Origin of the sequence: Nostoc foliaceum FACHB-393 (assembly GCF_014698505.1) — a bacterium.
Taxonomy (GTDB): Bacteria; Cyanobacteriota; Cyanobacteriia; order Cyanobacteriales; family Nostocaceae; genus Nostoc; species Nostoc foliaceum_A.
The window spans coordinates 70,004-85,177 of record NZ_JACJTD010000003.1 but is presented as its reverse complement, the minus strand read 5'-3'; the positions used below and the strand labels follow the sequence as shown (position 1 = coordinate 85,177).

Genomic DNA, 15,174 nt, shown 5'->3' with positions numbered 1-15,174 from the left:
TAATGACCAATGACTCATTTAAAAGTCATCATCATAGTTTCTCACGGTTTTGGGGTCAGGAGCAAAGGCTAACCATAAGGGAAATTGCAGCAGCGACAGACTGATTTGCTCCTCTGAATCGTCAATGATAATTAAGGGTAGTTGATTGGCTTTGGTCAATCGCTCTGCTTTCTGAGCCAGAGCATCAGACGCCTCAAATAATACCACGCCTCGGTCTGGTCCGAAATCTGGGCGACCGATTCCCAGACAGTCTTGCAAGCCGCGCCGCCATTCACCCAATCGCTCCGGTGTATTAGCTAAGACTAAAGTACGGACGCGATCGCCATACAGCTTGTGTAATATCGAAATTGCAGCTGAGGCAATCAAAATATTCTGTAAGCGGCTACCCATTGTCCGCAAACCACCCCGTCCCCCTTGGGTAAAAAACCAGTTAGAGACTCGTTCCGCGTGGATTGGTTCAAAGGTACGGCGTAGTTGCCACGCTGGCCCGTAATAATCTGGTTTATTCCGGTATTGGTCAATTAGGCGGCGAATTTGCTTTGTAGTATCTTGAAACTGCTGTTGAGCAAATTGCGGTATTCCAGGTTGGGTTTCAACTGGTTTAACCTCTTTTACAGATGGTTTTTCTCGTTCCACCACAGTTGGCGTCAGTTGCAACTGTTCAGCGGCAACGGCCAAATCCTGTAAGCTACCCGTGAGATAGTCTTTAAAACCCTGCACCCGAATTGCCAAGTCTTGGGATGTACCAGCAAAAGTGGTTCGCATCTCGTTGCGGATACGTTCTTGACGGCGTTCTAGTTGTTCTACAGAAATTTGCAGGGTTTGTTTGCGTTGTTCTAACTGCACTAGCGACTCTTGCACAAGTCGTCCCAGTGAGGTTTGAGTTTCACTCACTTGTGCCTGAAGGTTTTTGTATGAAGCTTGCAGCTTGGCTATTTCTTCCTTGAGAGCAGCTTCAGCGCTCTGCAACTCTGCTACTCGTTGCTTTGCTTCTGCATATAATAAATGGTTTTCTGATCCCAGTGCGGTATTTTCCGCTTCCGACTGCGCTACAAACTCGCCATTTGAATTTTCTGTTAGCTCTACTGTAGAATCTACCACTTTTGCATTGGAAATGAGTGGCTCAATAGTTGTGTAGTCTTCTGATGAGCTAATGGCTCCTGTTTCTACCACTGACTCAACAGATGGATTGACTGGATGTTCAACTGCATTGTTCTGTTCTTGTTTTTCTGCCAACCGCTCATCAATTGGTTCTGGGGTTTGAGATGCCTCTGGGTTCATAAACAATAGTGTAATTCCTATGACGCGAATAAATAGCTTTCAGAAATATTACAATTGACCTGCCATAAAATTCTTGAGTTACGAGTGCTGAGTTATGAGTTTAGATCAAAATGACTCAGCACAGATGGAACTCAGCACTAAATACGCGGACAACGTTGTTCCAAGCAACTTTTCAAGGTGTTGGGGTCAAATAAAATTGGCAAAAAGTGAATACTTTTAATTTCTTTAAAGTAAAACAGTATGGGGACTCCATTCCAGAATATCCGCCAGTTTTGCCATTCCTGGTAGGGAAAGCGCCGAATCAATTTTTCGCCTCTGTAAATATCTAAGTCGGTGGCGGTAAATTGCAAGCGCAGCGTTAACGCCTGAAACATAAGAAACAAACCAAACAGTGTGAAAACGGAGCCTACCCACGGTTGTACCAACAGTAGTGGAATAGCGGCAATCACCAACACTATAGGTATATTGTAACTAGGCTTGAGTTCCACAGTTGATGTGGAGTTAGGAGCAAATGAACTGGTCACAGTCTTAAATCCTGCTTTATTAGTAGGCATCTCTCCTATTTTAGGAGTCAGGAGTTATGAGTTATGAGTTATAAGTTAAAACTCCTCACTTATAACCGGAACCGGAGACGCTTTGCCTCTGCTCTTTACTCCTAAATCATCAGTTTTAGAAGCCTAAGAAGGCATTGCCAGTCCCCTGAAACATTAACCAAGAAAGGAAGAAGTTGCTAACAAATATAATCAGCAAGGCAGTCACAACAGCAGTTGTGGTTGACTGTCCTACCCCTTTGGCTCCTCCTGTTGTCGTTAACCCCCAACTGCAACCAATTACGGCAATTAAAATGCCAAAGCAACACGCCTTAATCATGGCGCTAACAATATCCCAGATACCAAGAAAGTTACGGGCTGAGTCTAGAAATACCGTATCAGACAGGTTGTAGATATTTGTCGCAATTATTAATCCCCCGAACATCCCTGTTACCAAAGACAGGAGGGTTAAAATTGGTAGCATTAAACAGCAAGCAAGGACGCGCGGGATAACTAAGTAATCGATTGGATCTGTTCTTAACATCAACATGGCATCGATTTGTTCTGTGACCCTCATGGTACCGATTTCGGCTGCAAAGGCAGAACCGACTCGCCCCGCCAAAATCACTGCTGTCAACACGGGAGAGAGTTCTCGTGTCAACGCTACAGAAAGCACTCCGCCGATAATGTTTCCTGCGCCAAAGTTGATAAATTCCCGCGCCACCTGAATGGTAAACACCGCGCCGACGAAAATAGCCGTCAGTAGGGCAATAAATAGGGAATCTGGCCCAACTGCTGCCATTTGTTCTAAGGTGTTGCGCCGATGGATTTTGCCCCTCAATAGGTGAACTAGTACTTGCCCACCCAGAAAAATCGCCGCCAGCAACCGCTGACTCCATTCTCCTAAACTGGATTTGGATGTAGTCTGGTTCAATGTTCTGTAGCTAACTCGGTAACTGCCTTAAGAATAGCGGAAGTCATTGGGATAGGGAATGGGGAATGGGGAATAGGGCAAAGTAGCAGGGGAGAAAGATTTGCTGTAACCTTTCTCCCCTGCTACTTTGCCCCTCATCTCGCCCACTCCCAATGACGCTGAATATTAACTTAGATTAAAGATGCTCTCAGAAAATGAAGCTGTTATTAAACGTGCTGTAAACCAATAAGGAGGTGCTAATCTAGGCTATAACCTTTATTTTGCAAGGGTTTTGTAGATGAAAGTTCTTTCTAATATCACCAGCATGTGCTGTAACTGGTAGCCGTTTATTTTAATGAAAACTTAAGATTTTTGACAGATTGGTTGGTCAGGAGCGATCGCACGTATTGTAGAAATTGACAAACTGCTATCCAGCTATTGTCATCTCTACTCACGGAGTTTGTCCTAAATGACTATTTTTACTAACTTTCTCCGCTCTTTACTACTTACAATCATTTTTAGTTTTGTCGCTCCCATATTCCTAGTTGGTGGCGGACTGCTCCTTCTATCCCTCATCGGTCACTTCCCTGGCTTACAAGAGTTACCTGAGGCGATCGCTACTCAGATTATCCATTTTCTCGCCACCTTTGGCAGTGGGACTCCCCTGCGTGGATTATTTGTGATTAGCTTGACCTGTAGTTTCGTAGGGGCACTGTTTGATATGTACGCTTATTATCGGTGTCAAATTTTACGAATAGATTCATAACTAGTGGAAATAGCTTCCTCAGGTTTTATATAGGCTGCACAAGAGAAGAAAAAGTAATATTTCCAAAAGCGAAAGTACTACTGGTCTTAACCTAAATAAAGATTAGTATTTCGGAATGGATTTTTATTAATTAAATTGATGACCGAAGTTATCGATTGAATACTTAATTATAAATTAGTTATTAGTTATTAATGACTGACAACTAGCGCAGGTGTATTACTGTAATAAAGCAATCCTAAAAAATCAAAAAAGGTTAAATACCAAGGCTTTTAGAATTTTGAATTATCCAAAACAGCTAAAATAATCTGTGCTAAATCATCACGTTGAGCGCTAGACTAGAGTTTGGCATTTTGTGTTGGGTGCAATATTCAAGGGATTGATTAGTATCCATTGAGAATATCAAAAAAAACTCTCTGCAAAATATAAAAATTTCCTTAAAATCCTGATTAGCACCATGCCTGCTCATGTTTCTTAACAGAGCAAAGCAGGTCGTCTGACCGCTGGGCATCTTATATTAAGTTTATTACGAGGTATGTTGACAGATCATGGTTTGGCCGTTTAAGCCCAAGTTTAGAAAACAAATTGCGCGGATTGAAATTACTGGTGCGATCGCGGGTGCTACTCGCAAACGCGTCCTAGAAGCCCTGAAAACTGTAGAAGAAAAAAAGTTTCCGGCATTATTGCTACGGATCGATAGCCCTGGCGGTACAGTCGGAGATTCCCAAGAAATCTACAGCGCCCTGAAGCGTTTGCGCGAAAAAATTAAAATCGTCGCTAGCTTTGGCAATATTTCGGCTTCTGGAGGAGTCTACATCGGCATGGGAGCCGAACACATCGTAGCTAACCCAGGAACAATTACGGGTAGTATTGGTGTGATTCTGCGTGGGAATAACTTGGAACGCTTGCTAGAAAAAATTGGTGTTTCCTTCCAGGTAATTAAGTCTGGCCCTTACAAAGACATATTGTCTTTCGATCGGCAACTGACTCAACCAGAAGAGAACATCCTGCAAGAGTTGATTGACACAAGTTATCAGCAGTTTGTCCAAACAGTAGCTGATGGCCGTTCTTTAACAGTAGAAGCTGTGAAAAGTTTCGCCGATGGTCGGATTTTTACTGGACAGCAAGCCCTAGAGTTAGGTGTTGTAGACCGCCTGGGCACAGAAGAAGATGCCCGCCGTTGGACAGCAGAATTGGTCGGACTTGATCCAGAAAAAACTCTCTGCTATACCCTAGAAGAACGTAAACCCTTATTGAGTCGCCTTCTACCAGGGAGTCGTCAGTTTTCATCAGGAATTGGGGCTGGTATTGATTGGCTCGAATTTGAAATGTCTACTAGTGGTTTACCGTTGTGGTTATATCGACCTTAATATGAGTTAGGAGGAGCCAGTGCGGTCTTTTCCCTTGGCGCTAGCCTCTCCCTTTGGGAGAAGGGGAGACGCTAAAAGCGATAGCGCAGCGTTAGCGAGTCCGCGTACCCTTACAGGGAAGCAAGCTACGCGCAGCGTCTCGTAGAGAGCGTCTGGGGTTTCCCCAAGTGGAGCAACTGGCGTTTAGGAGTGAGGAGTTAGGAGTTAAAACTCTCAATTTCTTACTCTTAACTCCTAATTCCTAACTTTTATGTTTTAAGGAGGATTTGGGCGTGGAGTGGCAAATGCGGGCTATTCGCGGGGCAACAACCGTTTCAGAAAACACTGTTGAGGCAATGCGAGAGGTAGTGACAGAACTACTAGATGAACTAGAAAACCGGAATCAATTCCAGCCGACGGACATGATTAGTGTGACTTTCTCAGTTACACGCGATTTGGATGCTATTTTTCCAGCTGCGATCGCTAGAGCGCGTCCTGGTTGGGATAATGTGGCCATGTTGGATGTGCAGCAAATGCATGTCGAAGGCAGCTTACAGCGCTGCATTCGGTTCCTAATCCACGCCTATTTGCCAGCCTCCGCCTCAATTCATCATATCTATTTACGCAACGCCGCTAGCTTGCGTCCCGACTGGAGTTTGCCCCAGCCGTTACAAGCATCACAGCAAGCTGTTAAGTCAAAAGTGTAAATTACTTAAATACAATATATGTAATAAACAGCATAAAAATATCATTGTGTGCTGATGCGGCTGCTCAACCTGTTGCTGGTGGGAGAATATTACTAGTTTGTCATAGTGAATTGAGGTCATTGGTGAGGCGATCGCACCCAAAATCAAGATGTTGAATTGTGAAGGTAGTTTGCAATGAATCATCAAAAACAACTCACTGCAATGCTTGTTCCGTTCTACTTAGGGGAGCAAAGAGATTCAGAAGGTCGCATGATTCAAGATATTTGGACTTGGAATTTTGAAGAATTAGAGTGCGTCCACAATTACATTCAGTGGTTGTTCCCTTTACCTGAGCAAAGTGCATTCAATCGTGATGCACCCATTGTTGACAAGGAAGTAATTCAAGCATTTCAAAGTAACCCACACCTACGTCAAAATTTGCTGCACTCCTTCACTGTCATGCTTCAGTTTTATGGATTGCAACGCCACAAGAATAATGACGGAAAAATATTTGTCAGCGAGTCAGAAGACTATCCAAATCGGAAACGCGAATGGGTCTGTATATTTGACCACAATTATCTTCGCATCACCCGTATATTAAAATGCTTAATGACATTTGGATTGGAGAATGAAGCCCAAGCTTTTTATGAATGCTTGCGGCAAATATACTGTGAAAATAGTGATCGGATTGGAAGTGAAACATTTCAGTATTGGACAATTGCAGTAGAACCCAATGCGACAATGTAACAATAGTGATACTGTTCAGCGATCGCACTCAGTTGACTCTGAAGGTTAGCCTTGACCATGATGTAATTTTGTCAAGCAGCGATGTCTATGACGGCCTACGTCTACGCCACTCTCCAATTAGCCAATGAAGTAAAAGATAAAATACTTCAAGTCAAGTTGTGAAAACGTCAAACAGGTTCAGCCAGAACAAAAGGTAAATTACCTAGCTTGGTGAGGATTCCTGGAACCACCTGATTGAGAATATTTTTATAATAATCAGGATTTTTCAATGTATCTTCATAAATCATCTGGCTAGCTATCTGGCGACTAAGCAATAGATCATATACTTTGTGATAAAGACTACCACCCTCTTTCTCATCAGCGTTACGATCGCTCTGGGGCAAAAACGCCAAAACTATTTCAGGTTTAATTTCCATTAATTCATTGACTACTTCCTCAACTTTTGCTCTTGCCTGTGTATCACTTAAGTTTTTTAGCGATATTGATTTGGTAACAAATAGGCTTTCAAATTTATAATAGCGGCGGTAAACACCACCTCTAGAAAGACCTGTGAGAATTTTACTTTGAGCGCTAATAACTCCGTTGCCAAATAGCAAGGGTGTATCTTCAATTGGAACTTGTGATTGCCAAAACAACTCTGGATAGTGACGGCTGATGAATTAAGTAGTAATTCTGTCCCATAATCAGAATATTAAAAACTTGGTTTGGGTAGACACGAGCATTTTTCCAGCGATCGCCCTTTGCAAAGGGGAATAAAATATATGCTGAGATTTCCGAGACGACGAGAGTTAGGATCGGAAGGTAGTCTGTCGAACACATGCTAACTATATGACATCCATATCGCGTGTTGTTCATAGCGACCCTGATATATTAGGGGGAACTCCTGTTTTTTTTGGTACTCGTGTACCGATAAAAACCTTGCTCGATTATCTAGAAGCGGGTGACTCACTGGATGAGTTTTTAGATCACTTTCCCAGTGTCAGGCGTGAGCAAGCGATCGCCACTCTCGAATTAGCGAAGGAAATGCTAACCGCTTATGCGAATTCTGCTTGATGAGTGTGTTCCACGACCCTTAAGGCGTGAACTCACTGATTATGAGGTACGCACAGTTGTTGAAATGGGATGGTCAGGCAAAAAGAATGGCGAACTGTTGCAATTGATGGCACAGGAGAGTTTCACGATTCTCCTCACAACAGACCAAAACTTACGATATCAGCAAAACTTGTAACAGACTGAAGTTGCGGTCGTTGTACTAGTAGCATCTAGTAATCGCCTACCTGATTTGCTTCCATTGATACCCAGTGTTCGTAGTGTCCTAGCAACGATCGCTCTGGGTGTGGTTGTTGAAATCAGAGATTTTTGACGCGAGCTTAATACAACAACTCTATTCTTTTTGATGATGAAAGCGAATTCCTAAAAAAATGTCATAAACAAACTCAAAAAAGTCCTTTTTCTGCAATAATCCTGAAGTTTGGTAACAGCCTTTTTCATCTAACAGGGGCTTCATGACATAGTATGCAGGCTGATAATTATACCAAGGAATAGAAGGCCATAAATGATGAATTAAGTGGTAATTCTGTCCCATAATTAGAATATTGAGAATCGGGTTAGGATAAACGCGAGCATTTTTCCAGCGATCGCGCTCCGCAAAAGGACGATGGGGCAAATAGTCAAAAAATAATCCCAGTGCTATCCCCACCACAAAAGCAGGTATAAACCAAAAATTCAGAATGTAACCCAAAAAGTGGTACTGCACTGATATATAAACAATTACACCGACAATTAAGCGGCTAATGAACCATTCTAATAGCTCATATTTCCGCCACAACCGCCGTTGAAAGAAAAACACCTCATGGTACAAAAACCGTACCGCAATCAGCCACAGCGGGCCACCCGTAGAGACATAATGATCTGGGTCGTCCTTGGGATGATTGACATGTCCATGATGCTGTAAATGCACCCGCGTAAATACAGGAAAAGCAAAAGCTAGCATCAACGCACTACCATGCCCTAACATCGCATTCATTACCCGGTTGCGATGGGCTGATTGGTGACAAGCGTCATGAATTACCGTCCCAGCACAATGTAAGGCAATAGTATTAACGCAAAAACACAGCCAGTGCGGCCATTCCCAAAGCCAGTAACCAAAGTTGGATAACACCAGCATTGCCACAGCTACAGAAAATAGCAGCAGCGTGGGATTAAAATCACCAGGAGGCGCTAAAAATTCCTTAGGCGGGATTGTCAGTGGCTTTTGTGCCTCCGATGTGATCATCTCTAACATTGACTCCTTCTTAATCAAACATTACGAATATACGATAAAGATTAGGGAAGAATAAAGTTTTGCAAACTTTTGTATAGCAAGATTTATCCACAGCTTTGCATATCAGTAGATGAATAACGCTATGATTCCAGACGTAGCCTAGTCTTTACTGATAAGTGGGATATGACAATTGGCAAGAAGTGATGGGATAAACTCCTTCGTGGGGAGGATGGATACAAGATTGATGTACTATATCTAGTCTATCCCACAGCCCCCACTCTCCCATAAACCCTCTCTAACTGCTTATATCTTTGATTGATATAGCAGTGACTGAAAAGGAGATGCCACTTAAGTTACGATGACTTCCCAGATAGCTCCCTAACTTCAGCCCCTATGCAATTAAGAGATTCTCTGCGCCGGACAAAAATTGTCGCTACTATTGGCCCCGCCACTAGCAGTCCTGAAATGCTCAAGGCGATTATTGAAGCGGGAGCCACGACGCTGCGGCTAAACTTCTCCCACGGAACTCATGCCGACCATCAGCGTAGTATTCGCTTAATTCGGCAAACCGCTTTTGAATTAAATCAGCCAGTGGCTATTCTCCAAGACTTGCAGGGCCCAAAAATTCGCTTGGGGAAGTTTGACAACGGGTCTATAGTTGTGGCAAAAGGTGATCGCTTCACCTTGACAAATCGTCCGGTGGTCGGTACTCAGGAAATTAGCTGTGTCACCTACGATTATTTAGCCGAAGAAGTGCCAGTTGGTGCAAAAATCCTCCTCGATGATGGACGAGTAGAAATGGTTGTGGAGGAGATTAACCGGGACAAAGGTGATTTGCATTGTCGCATTACTGTACCGGGTAAACTTTCTAACAACAAAGGCGTAAACTTTCCCGGCGTTTACCTATCAATTAAGGCAATGACCGACAAAGACCGAGAGGATCTGATGTTTGGTCTAGATCAAGGTGTCGATTGGGTGGCACTTTCCTTTGTTCGCAATCCGCAGGATTTGATCGAAATTAAAGAGCTAATTTCCAGTACAGGCAAGCAAGTGCCAGTGGTTGCCAAAATTGAAAAGCACGAAGCCATCGAACAAATGGAGGCAGTTCTGGCTTTGTGTGATGGCGTGATGGTTGCCAGAGGCGACTTAGGGGTGGAATTGCCAGCAGAAGATGTTCCGGTACTCCAAAAGCGGCTAATTGCCACAGCAAATCGCTTGGGGATTCCCATCATCACTGCTACTCAGATGTTAGACAGTATGGTGAGCAATCCCCGTCCCACTCGCGCTGAAGTGTCGGATGTGGCAAATGCGATTTTAGACGGCACAGACGCGGTGATGCTTTCCAATGAAACCGCTGTCGGTAGCTACCCTGTAGAAGCAGTGGCGACGATGGCACGAATTGCCGAGCGTATGGAGCAGGAAGAAGCTCAACACTTAAATTTACGTTCTTTGAGAGATTCCCGACGCTCAATTCCCAATGCGATTAGTCAAGCTGTCGGTCAAATTGCCGAACAACTAGGCGCAGCGGCAATCATGACCCTAACGCAAACTGGGGCCACAGCTCGCAATGTCTCTAAGTTCCGTCCCCAGACACCAATTTTGGCAGTGACACCCCATGTGAATGTGGCGCGGCAGCTACAAATGGTGTGGGGAGTAAAACCCCTGTTGGTGCTAGGATTACCTTCTACTGGTCAGACATTTCAAGCTGCGATCAACGTGGCTCAAGAGTTGAAATTACTGTCTGAGGGAGATTTAGTAGTAATGACCGCTGGTACACTCCAGGGAATTTCCGGCTCCACAGATTTGATTAAGGTAGAGGTGGTAACGGCGATACTAGGGCACGGAATTGGACTGGGACAAGGTTCAGTGAGTGGTCGCGCTAGGGTGGCTAATACTGGCATGGATGTTAGTAACTTTAATCCTGGAGACATATTAGTTGCACCTCGCACTAGTGCCGATTTTGTTGAGGCAATTCGCAAATCTGCCGGGATTATTACGGAAGAAGAAAGTCTTACAAGTCACGCAGCAGTGATTGGCTTGCGTCTCGGTGTGCCAGTGATTGTCGGCGTGAAGCAGGCAACGCAGGTGATTCGGGATGGGGCGATTATAACGCTGGATCTGCAACGGGGTTTGATTTACTCTGGGGCGGTGAGAACATCTTAGGATTGTAGACACGGGGAAGAGTTTTCCCCATGCCCACTCCCAATCCCTTTATTAAACAGTTGCGATCGCTACCCCAAGCCATCCAGCAAAGTTTTTCTGCTGTGTGGAGTCAGGATGCTCAACAGGTTTTACCTGATACCGAGTGGGACGTGGTGACGCGAGGGTGATGGAATAGGTACGCAGTTCGTCTTGGTGGAAAACTACGAATTTGATTGTATCGTTTGGTTGATAATCTTTAAGGCGATCGCTTAAACTATTCCCCGTTACCTTAATCCCATCAATTGCTAACAACTCATCACCTGCATCAATTCCCCCTACTTGTGCAGGTGAACCAGTCTCCACAAATTTAATTATCTCCCGCCCATACTCTGTATTTATTCTCACGCCCAAGTAGGGTTCTTCCTGCTGTTCAGCTACCAAATTTAAGCCAAAGGGTTGTAAGTACTGATTCAAGGGCAAATCATCAGTGCCATCAATGTAGCGTTTAAAGAAATCAGTCAAATCGATTTCTACGACAGATTCTATAACTTCCTGTAACTGTTCTGGGGTATAACCAATTTCAGCTTGCCCAAATTGCTGCCACATTTTCAGCATCACGTCATCGAGGGAGCGCTGATTGTTGTGAGTAGAGCGAATCAGTAAATCCAGTAATAACGATACCATTTCTCCCTTTAAATAGTAGGAAATTTGGGAATTACCGCTATTGGCATCCGGGCGATATAGTTTAATCCAGGCATCAAAACTTGACTCAGAAACGGGTTGTACCTTGCGCCCCGGTGTCATTTCATATCTGGTAATTTCTTTGCCCAAATTATTCAAATACGATTGAACATCATAAATTCCCGCCCGCAAAGGAATTAACAAGTCATAGTAACTAGTAGTGCCTTCGCAAAACCACAATGATGGTGTGTAATTTTCTTGGTCGTAATCAAAAACCTCTAATGCTTTTGGGCGAATTCGCTTGACATTCCACAAGTGAAAGAACTCGTGTGCAACTAATTGCAGAAAGCGATCGTATTTTTCCTGCGCGCGAAATCCAAAACGTTGGTAAATTAAGGAGCAAGAGTTTTTATGCTCCAAACCGCCAAAAGCTTGGCTAAATAAATGTAGCAGAAATACGTATCGTTCGTAGGGCAAACCGCCGAACATCTGCGCTTCTACCTGGATAATTTTCTGGATATCAGCAATCATCTGCTGGGCTTGGAAATTTCCCTGTCCCCAAATTGCTAGTTCATGAGGTTTTCCCAAAACCTCAAATTTATACAATTGGTGGCGACCAATCTCAAACGGAGTATCCACCAGAGTATCAAAATCGCCAGCCAAGAAAGTATTCGTTTCCTCATTAACGGGCGGTAGGGCAGTAGTTACCTGCCATTCCGGGCGTGGTGGTACGATAGTGACGCGAATGGGTTGCTTCTCCCAGCCCGGTATTCTAAAAAATAGTGCCGCACCATTGAAATAACCGTGGGTAGTATCCAAGTGATTTGTCCGTACCGATAGCTCATTCGCAAAAATGCGGTAACGTACAGTTAATTCTGAAACACCCGTTTTGTCTACCTGCCAGTGATTTTTACTGTTCTTCCGCCACAGTAAAGGCTTATCCTCTGCAAAAGCCCCAAAATCCTGTAAATTCTTAGCGTATTCCCGAACTAAGTAAGAACCGGGTGTCCACACCGGTAGTTTTAAATCGAGAATCGGCGAGTGGTAATTCACAACGCGTAAAGTCACCTCAAACAGATGGGTTTCTGGTTGGGGCATTGCCACTAGGTAATGAATCGTTGGCTCAGTTTCCTGGACGTAGGTATTGGGACGAGTTGCTGTTGCTTCAGTCATCTTGTGTGCTGAGTTAATAGTCTATAGGTAATTTCTCCCATCATGACAAATTTGCCTTTTAACTTTTGACTTTTATTTGCTGCGGCTGGTAGTAAGAACCAAGTTTATGGCTGTTTGCTTCCATAAATTCTCATCTTAGTTCCTCGGCTCAGAGTTATCCCCGCAAGGCTCTTTGAAGTAATACCAATTTTGGATGTAAATTTATATCAGATAAAGCAATCAGACTTTGCCAGCCAAGTTCATCAACTGTTTGAAGTTCACAAGGTAAATGATGTTGTTGGCGCTATCAATGTTTATCCACCCTTTTTCATGCAGCTTTTCCATGATTTTGGTGGTTTCTTCAACCCCGATTTCTGTCACCTCTGCTAAATCTTTAAAGGGAATGTTAAAAATTTCTCTTCCTAAGTCTGATTCCTGCCCATAACTTTCGCCTAAAGTCACTAAGGTATGGGCGAGTTTAACCGCCGGTGGTGAAGACCGCATTTGTAAACGCAGGTTAATTTGCCGCAATCGCCGCACCATCAGTTGCAACATGCGGTGATGTAACTGCGGGTCTTTAAACAATATTTGAATAAAACGTTCCCTGGAGATACTAAGTAATTTCACAGGTGAAAGGGCGATGACATCAGTTGAGCGGGGAGATTCATCCAAAATTGCCATTTCTCCAAAAAAATCGCCACGGCCAAAAATTGCCAGAGCTACTGAATCTTCCCCGACAGTACGCCGGACTTTGACCCAACCAGAAACCACGAAGTAAACGGCGTTACCCCAGGCATCTTCCATCACAACAGCTCGCCCAGATGGGTATTCATGTTCAATTGCAACGTTGAGCAGCCATTCCAAAGTCTGTGGATTGGCTGTACTCATCAAGGGGAAAAGTTCACTAAAAACCTCAGTTAGCATGAAATATTTGCAAGAAATGGATTCAAGAGCGGGAAAGTAACTTTGCTACTATAAGTTTGTTTAAACCGTAATCTTACTCAGAATACGATCGCAAAATTTGTATTGATTTGAGATGAAGCTCTAAGGTTTATCAGTCTAGAGTTCCATTACAACATAACAATTATGTATGTGATCGAAATCAGCGGTTTCACTGACAGACCTATGATTTGCTGTTTGTTGGTGGATTGCTATCTAGTACCAGTATTTTGACCTGTTGGTCTAAATTTTTCACTAGTTGATTCAGGGTAACTAAAGCCTCTAATTGCTGAGAGTCAAGGCTGGGATTCAGGAAAAGCCGTTCTTGTAGTTCATGTAATTTGAAGCTAAGTTGCTGAGAAATTCCTAAGGCATCGCGGCCCAGACGCGCTAACTGTTGTTGCTGATAGAACTTTAATGCTGCTCCCCGCAAGACTTGGAGTGTTGCCTCTTCGCCGTAGATTCCCGGCATGACTCGCAAGCGTAATAATAAGCGGTTTTTTTGATATATGTATTCTTTTTCTACCTGTTTTGGTTCTGCAATCGTGGTGACGGGCAGGGAAGCAAACCGCTTTAATTCATTCAGTACTCCTTGGAAAACTGAGAGCGGTAGTTTGTCTAATACAGACTGTAAAACTCCATTGTCACTCCACAATATTCTGCCTTCGTAAGCTTGTCTTTCTAAGTACAGCCTACCAATTCCCCCAGCCAGGATTCGCCCTAGTAATTCTTCTAGTAATTTTTTGGGTGGTAGCGTTGGCAGCACCTCAATAGGACTAAATAGTTCGGGAACTTGCGTGGGCAAAATAGGTAAATTTTTTGGTGGTGGGGCTTCGGAAGTGTCTCCCTCTTGACCTCTGGAAATAGGGGTCAAGAATGTCGTACTTTGAGATGACTGATCTAGCTCTGGGATAGGAGGCAAGTCTACCCGCTGCCCAGAATGTTGACGTTTTTGTGTCTGAAACACCATCAATATTGGTTGCTGATTTGATTCTGAGCCGGCATCTATGGAGGCAAAAGGTTTGTCAGCAATGCTAGCTGGGCTATTTGGAGGAGAGTCCGCTGTTGGCTGATGCACTTGTTGGGCATCTAGCTGGGATGTATTCTTATGGTTGAGGTAGGCTGATAGTATTCTGCGGTGAGCGTCGGCTGCGATCGCTTCAATCACCATTGTGCAATTGATATAAGACAAAATGCGACCAGCATAATCTAGTGCCTCGCCTTCTTGTGGATGAACCATACCTAGCAAGAGGTTTTTGTCTTCTAATCCTAAGGGCAAAATCTGGTGGTAGAGGCAAGCTTCAAAAGACAAAAGACTATCAATCAGTTGGAATATTTGCTCGCGATCGCTTTCTTCCTCCCACTTTATTTGAGCGGCAGTTAGCATTTGCTGTCTATTTGCTGCGGTATCATTTAGTTCGCCCTCTGAAGACAACATAGGTTTGATTGCTTGGTGTTTACTTATATAATATTTTGCCTTTAATATAGTAGGTAGTTAATAAAGATACTTTGTTGGATTGTTAAAATTTAAATTATATATACCTAAGTAGACGTAAGTAGAAGATTAATTTCAGATGTAGATTAAGTATAATACTGAGTTACCTTCTACTTTAGTAACTCAGACATGAGGGGATAAAAAGGCAAAGGGGGAGAGGGGAGAAACTTGTTATGAATTCTCCCCTGCTCCCCATCTCCTACTTTCGCACACCATCTGAATTGATCAACTAT

The 15,174-nt window shown here is 43.6% G+C and carries 14 protein-coding genes and 2 pseudogenes; 7 read left to right on the top strand and 9 right to left on the bottom strand.

The window, feature by feature from the left end:
• Nucleotides 1-18: 18 nt before the first annotated feature.
• From H6G92_RS03720 to H6G92_RS03710, 3 genes are all read right to left on the bottom strand, one after another.
• Entirely contained in the window at nucleotides 19-1,281 is a 1,263-nt protein-coding gene (locus H6G92_RS03720) for a DUF3086 domain-containing protein (RefSeq protein WP_190890897.1), read from the bottom strand.
• Nucleotides 1,282-1,418: 137 nt separating this feature from the next.
• Nucleotides 1,419-1,835 (bottom strand): DUF3119 family protein, encoded by a 417-nt coding sequence (locus H6G92_RS03715; protein ID WP_190890895.1) that lies wholly within the window; start codon nucleotides 1,833-1,835, stop codon nucleotides 1,419-1,421.
• Nucleotides 1,836-1,950: 115 nt separating this feature from the next.
• On the bottom strand, nucleotides 1,951-2,745 hold the full coding sequence (locus H6G92_RS03710) for an MlaE family lipid ABC transporter permease subunit (RefSeq protein ID WP_190890893.1): 795 nt from the start codon (nucleotides 2,743-2,745) through the stop codon (nucleotides 1,951-1,953).
• Between the two features lie 448 nt (nucleotides 2,746-3,193).
• Between H6G92_RS03710 and H6G92_RS03705 the strand changes: the two genes are divergently transcribed.
• From H6G92_RS03705 to H6G92_RS03690, 4 genes are all read left to right on the top strand, one after another.
• Nucleotides 3,194-3,490 carry a hypothetical protein gene (locus H6G92_RS03705; protein WP_190890891.1) on the top strand — a complete coding sequence of 99 codons (297 nt, stop codon included), beginning with the start codon at nucleotides 3,194-3,196 and terminating at the stop codon, nucleotides 3,488-3,490.
• Between the two features lie 545 nt (nucleotides 3,491-4,035).
• On the top strand, nucleotides 4,036-4,857 hold the full coding sequence (gene sppA, locus H6G92_RS03700; RefSeq protein ID WP_190890889.1) for a signal peptide peptidase SppA: 822 nt from the start codon (nucleotides 4,036-4,038) through the stop codon (nucleotides 4,855-4,857).
• Nucleotides 4,858-5,129: 272 nt separating this feature from the next.
• Nucleotides 5,130-5,543, top strand: coding sequence for a chorismate mutase (gene aroH / locus H6G92_RS03695; protein WP_190890887.1), 414 nt, complete (start codon nucleotides 5,130-5,132; stop codon nucleotides 5,541-5,543).
• Between the two features lie 174 nt (nucleotides 5,544-5,717).
• Entirely contained in the window at nucleotides 5,718-6,269 is a 552-nt protein-coding gene (locus H6G92_RS03690; RefSeq protein ID WP_190890885.1) for an opioid growth factor receptor-related protein, read from the top strand.
• A 167-nt stretch (nucleotides 6,270-6,436) separates the two neighbouring features.
• Here the strand turns inward: H6G92_RS03690 and H6G92_RS03685 are convergent, their stop codons facing one another.
• Both H6G92_RS03685 and H6G92_RS39185 read right to left on the bottom strand, forming a co-directional pair.
• On the bottom strand, nucleotides 6,437-6,904 hold the full coding sequence (locus H6G92_RS03685; protein WP_190890883.1) for a hypothetical protein: 468 nt from the start codon (nucleotides 6,902-6,904) through the stop codon (nucleotides 6,437-6,439).
• A gap of 19 nt (nucleotides 6,905-6,923) precedes the next feature.
• Nucleotides 6,924-7,019, bottom strand: a pseudogene (locus H6G92_RS39185) (beta-carotene hydroxylase); the annotation flags it as partial.
• Nucleotides 7,020-7,097: 78 nt separating this feature from the next.
• Between H6G92_RS39185 and H6G92_RS03680 the strand changes: the two are divergent.
• On the top strand, nucleotides 7,098-7,322 hold the full coding sequence (locus tag H6G92_RS03680; RefSeq protein ID WP_190890881.1) for a DUF433 domain-containing protein: 225 nt from the start codon (nucleotides 7,098-7,100) through the stop codon (nucleotides 7,320-7,322).
• Entirely contained in the window at nucleotides 7,306-7,497 is a 192-nt protein-coding gene (locus tag H6G92_RS39180) for a DUF5615 family PIN-like protein (RefSeq protein ID WP_242059041.1), read from the top strand. Before H6G92_RS03680 ends, H6G92_RS39180 begins: the two co-directional genes overlap by 17 nt.
• A gap of 156 nt (nucleotides 7,498-7,653) precedes the next feature.
• On the opposite strand, the gene crtR is transcribed toward H6G92_RS39180, so the two are convergent.
• The gene (gene crtR / locus H6G92_RS03670) at nucleotides 7,654-8,544 is read right to left on the bottom strand and encodes a beta-carotene hydroxylase (RefSeq protein WP_190891462.1); all 891 of its coding nucleotides are present in this window, start codon (nucleotides 8,542-8,544) and stop codon (nucleotides 7,654-7,656) included.
• Nucleotides 8,545-8,925: 381 nt separating this feature from the next.
• On the opposite strand from crtR, the gene pyk reads away from it, so the two are divergent.
• Nucleotides 8,926-10,695: a pyruvate kinase gene (gene pyk / locus H6G92_RS03665; protein WP_190890879.1), complete on the top strand. Its 1,770-nt coding sequence runs from the start codon at nucleotides 8,926-8,928 to the stop codon at nucleotides 10,693-10,695.
• Between the two features lie 51 nt (nucleotides 10,696-10,746).
• Here the strand turns inward: pyk and H6G92_RS03660 are convergent, their stop codons facing one another.
• From H6G92_RS03660 to H6G92_RS41040, 3 genes and pseudogenes are all read right to left on the bottom strand, one after another.
• Complete coding sequence (locus H6G92_RS03660) at nucleotides 10,747-12,528, bottom strand: M61 family metallopeptidase (protein ID WP_190890877.1); 1,782 nt, start codon at nucleotides 12,526-12,528, stop codon at nucleotides 10,747-10,749.
• Nucleotides 12,529-12,747: 219 nt separating this feature from the next.
• Nucleotides 12,748-13,431, bottom strand: coding sequence for a Crp/Fnr family transcriptional regulator (locus tag H6G92_RS03655; RefSeq protein ID WP_190890875.1), 684 nt, complete (start codon nucleotides 13,429-13,431; stop codon nucleotides 12,748-12,750).
• 199 nt (nucleotides 13,432-13,630) lie between these two features.
• Nucleotides 13,631-14,179: pseudogene (locus H6G92_RS41040) on the bottom strand (pilus assembly protein PilB); the annotation flags it as partial.
• Nucleotides 14,180-15,174: the final 995 nt, after the last annotated feature.

Bases quoted from the DNA above. Each gene is read 5' to 3' on its own strand.
- H6G92_RS03660 (WP_190890877.1), bottom strand. From the start codon at position 12,528: ATGACTGAAGCAACAGCAACTCGTCCCAATACCTACGTCCAGGAAACT.
- crtR (WP_190891462.1), bottom strand. From the start codon at position 8,544: ATGATCACATCGGAGGCACAAAAGCCACTGACAATCCCGCCTAAGGAA.
- H6G92_RS03690 (WP_190890885.1), top strand. From the start codon at position 5,718: ATGAATCATCAAAAACAACTCACTGCAATGCTTGTTCCGTTCTACTTA.
- pyk (WP_190890879.1), top strand. From the start codon at position 8,926: ATGCAATTAAGAGATTCTCTGCGCCGGACAAAAATTGTCGCTACTATT.
- H6G92_RS03715 (WP_190890895.1), bottom strand. From the start codon at position 1,835: ATGCCTACTAATAAAGCAGGATTTAAGACTGTGACCAGTTCATTTGCT.
- H6G92_RS03720 (WP_190890897.1), bottom strand. From the start codon at position 1,281: ATGAACCCAGAGGCATCTCAAACCCCAGAACCAATTGATGAGCGGTTG.
- H6G92_RS03680 (WP_190890881.1), top strand. From the start codon at position 7,098: ATGACATCCATATCGCGTGTTGTTCATAGCGACCCTGATATATTAGGG.
- sppA (WP_190890889.1), top strand. From the start codon at position 4,036: ATGGTTTGGCCGTTTAAGCCCAAGTTTAGAAAACAAATTGCGCGGATT.
- H6G92_RS03705 (WP_190890891.1), top strand. From the start codon at position 3,194: ATGACTATTTTTACTAACTTTCTCCGCTCTTTACTACTTACAATCATT.
- H6G92_RS39180 (WP_242059041.1), top strand. From the start codon at position 7,306: ATGCGAATTCTGCTTGATGAGTGTGTTCCACGACCCTTAAGGCGTGAA.
- H6G92_RS03655 (WP_190890875.1), bottom strand. From the start codon at position 13,431: ATGCTAACTGAGGTTTTTAGTGAACTTTTCCCCTTGATGAGTACAGCC.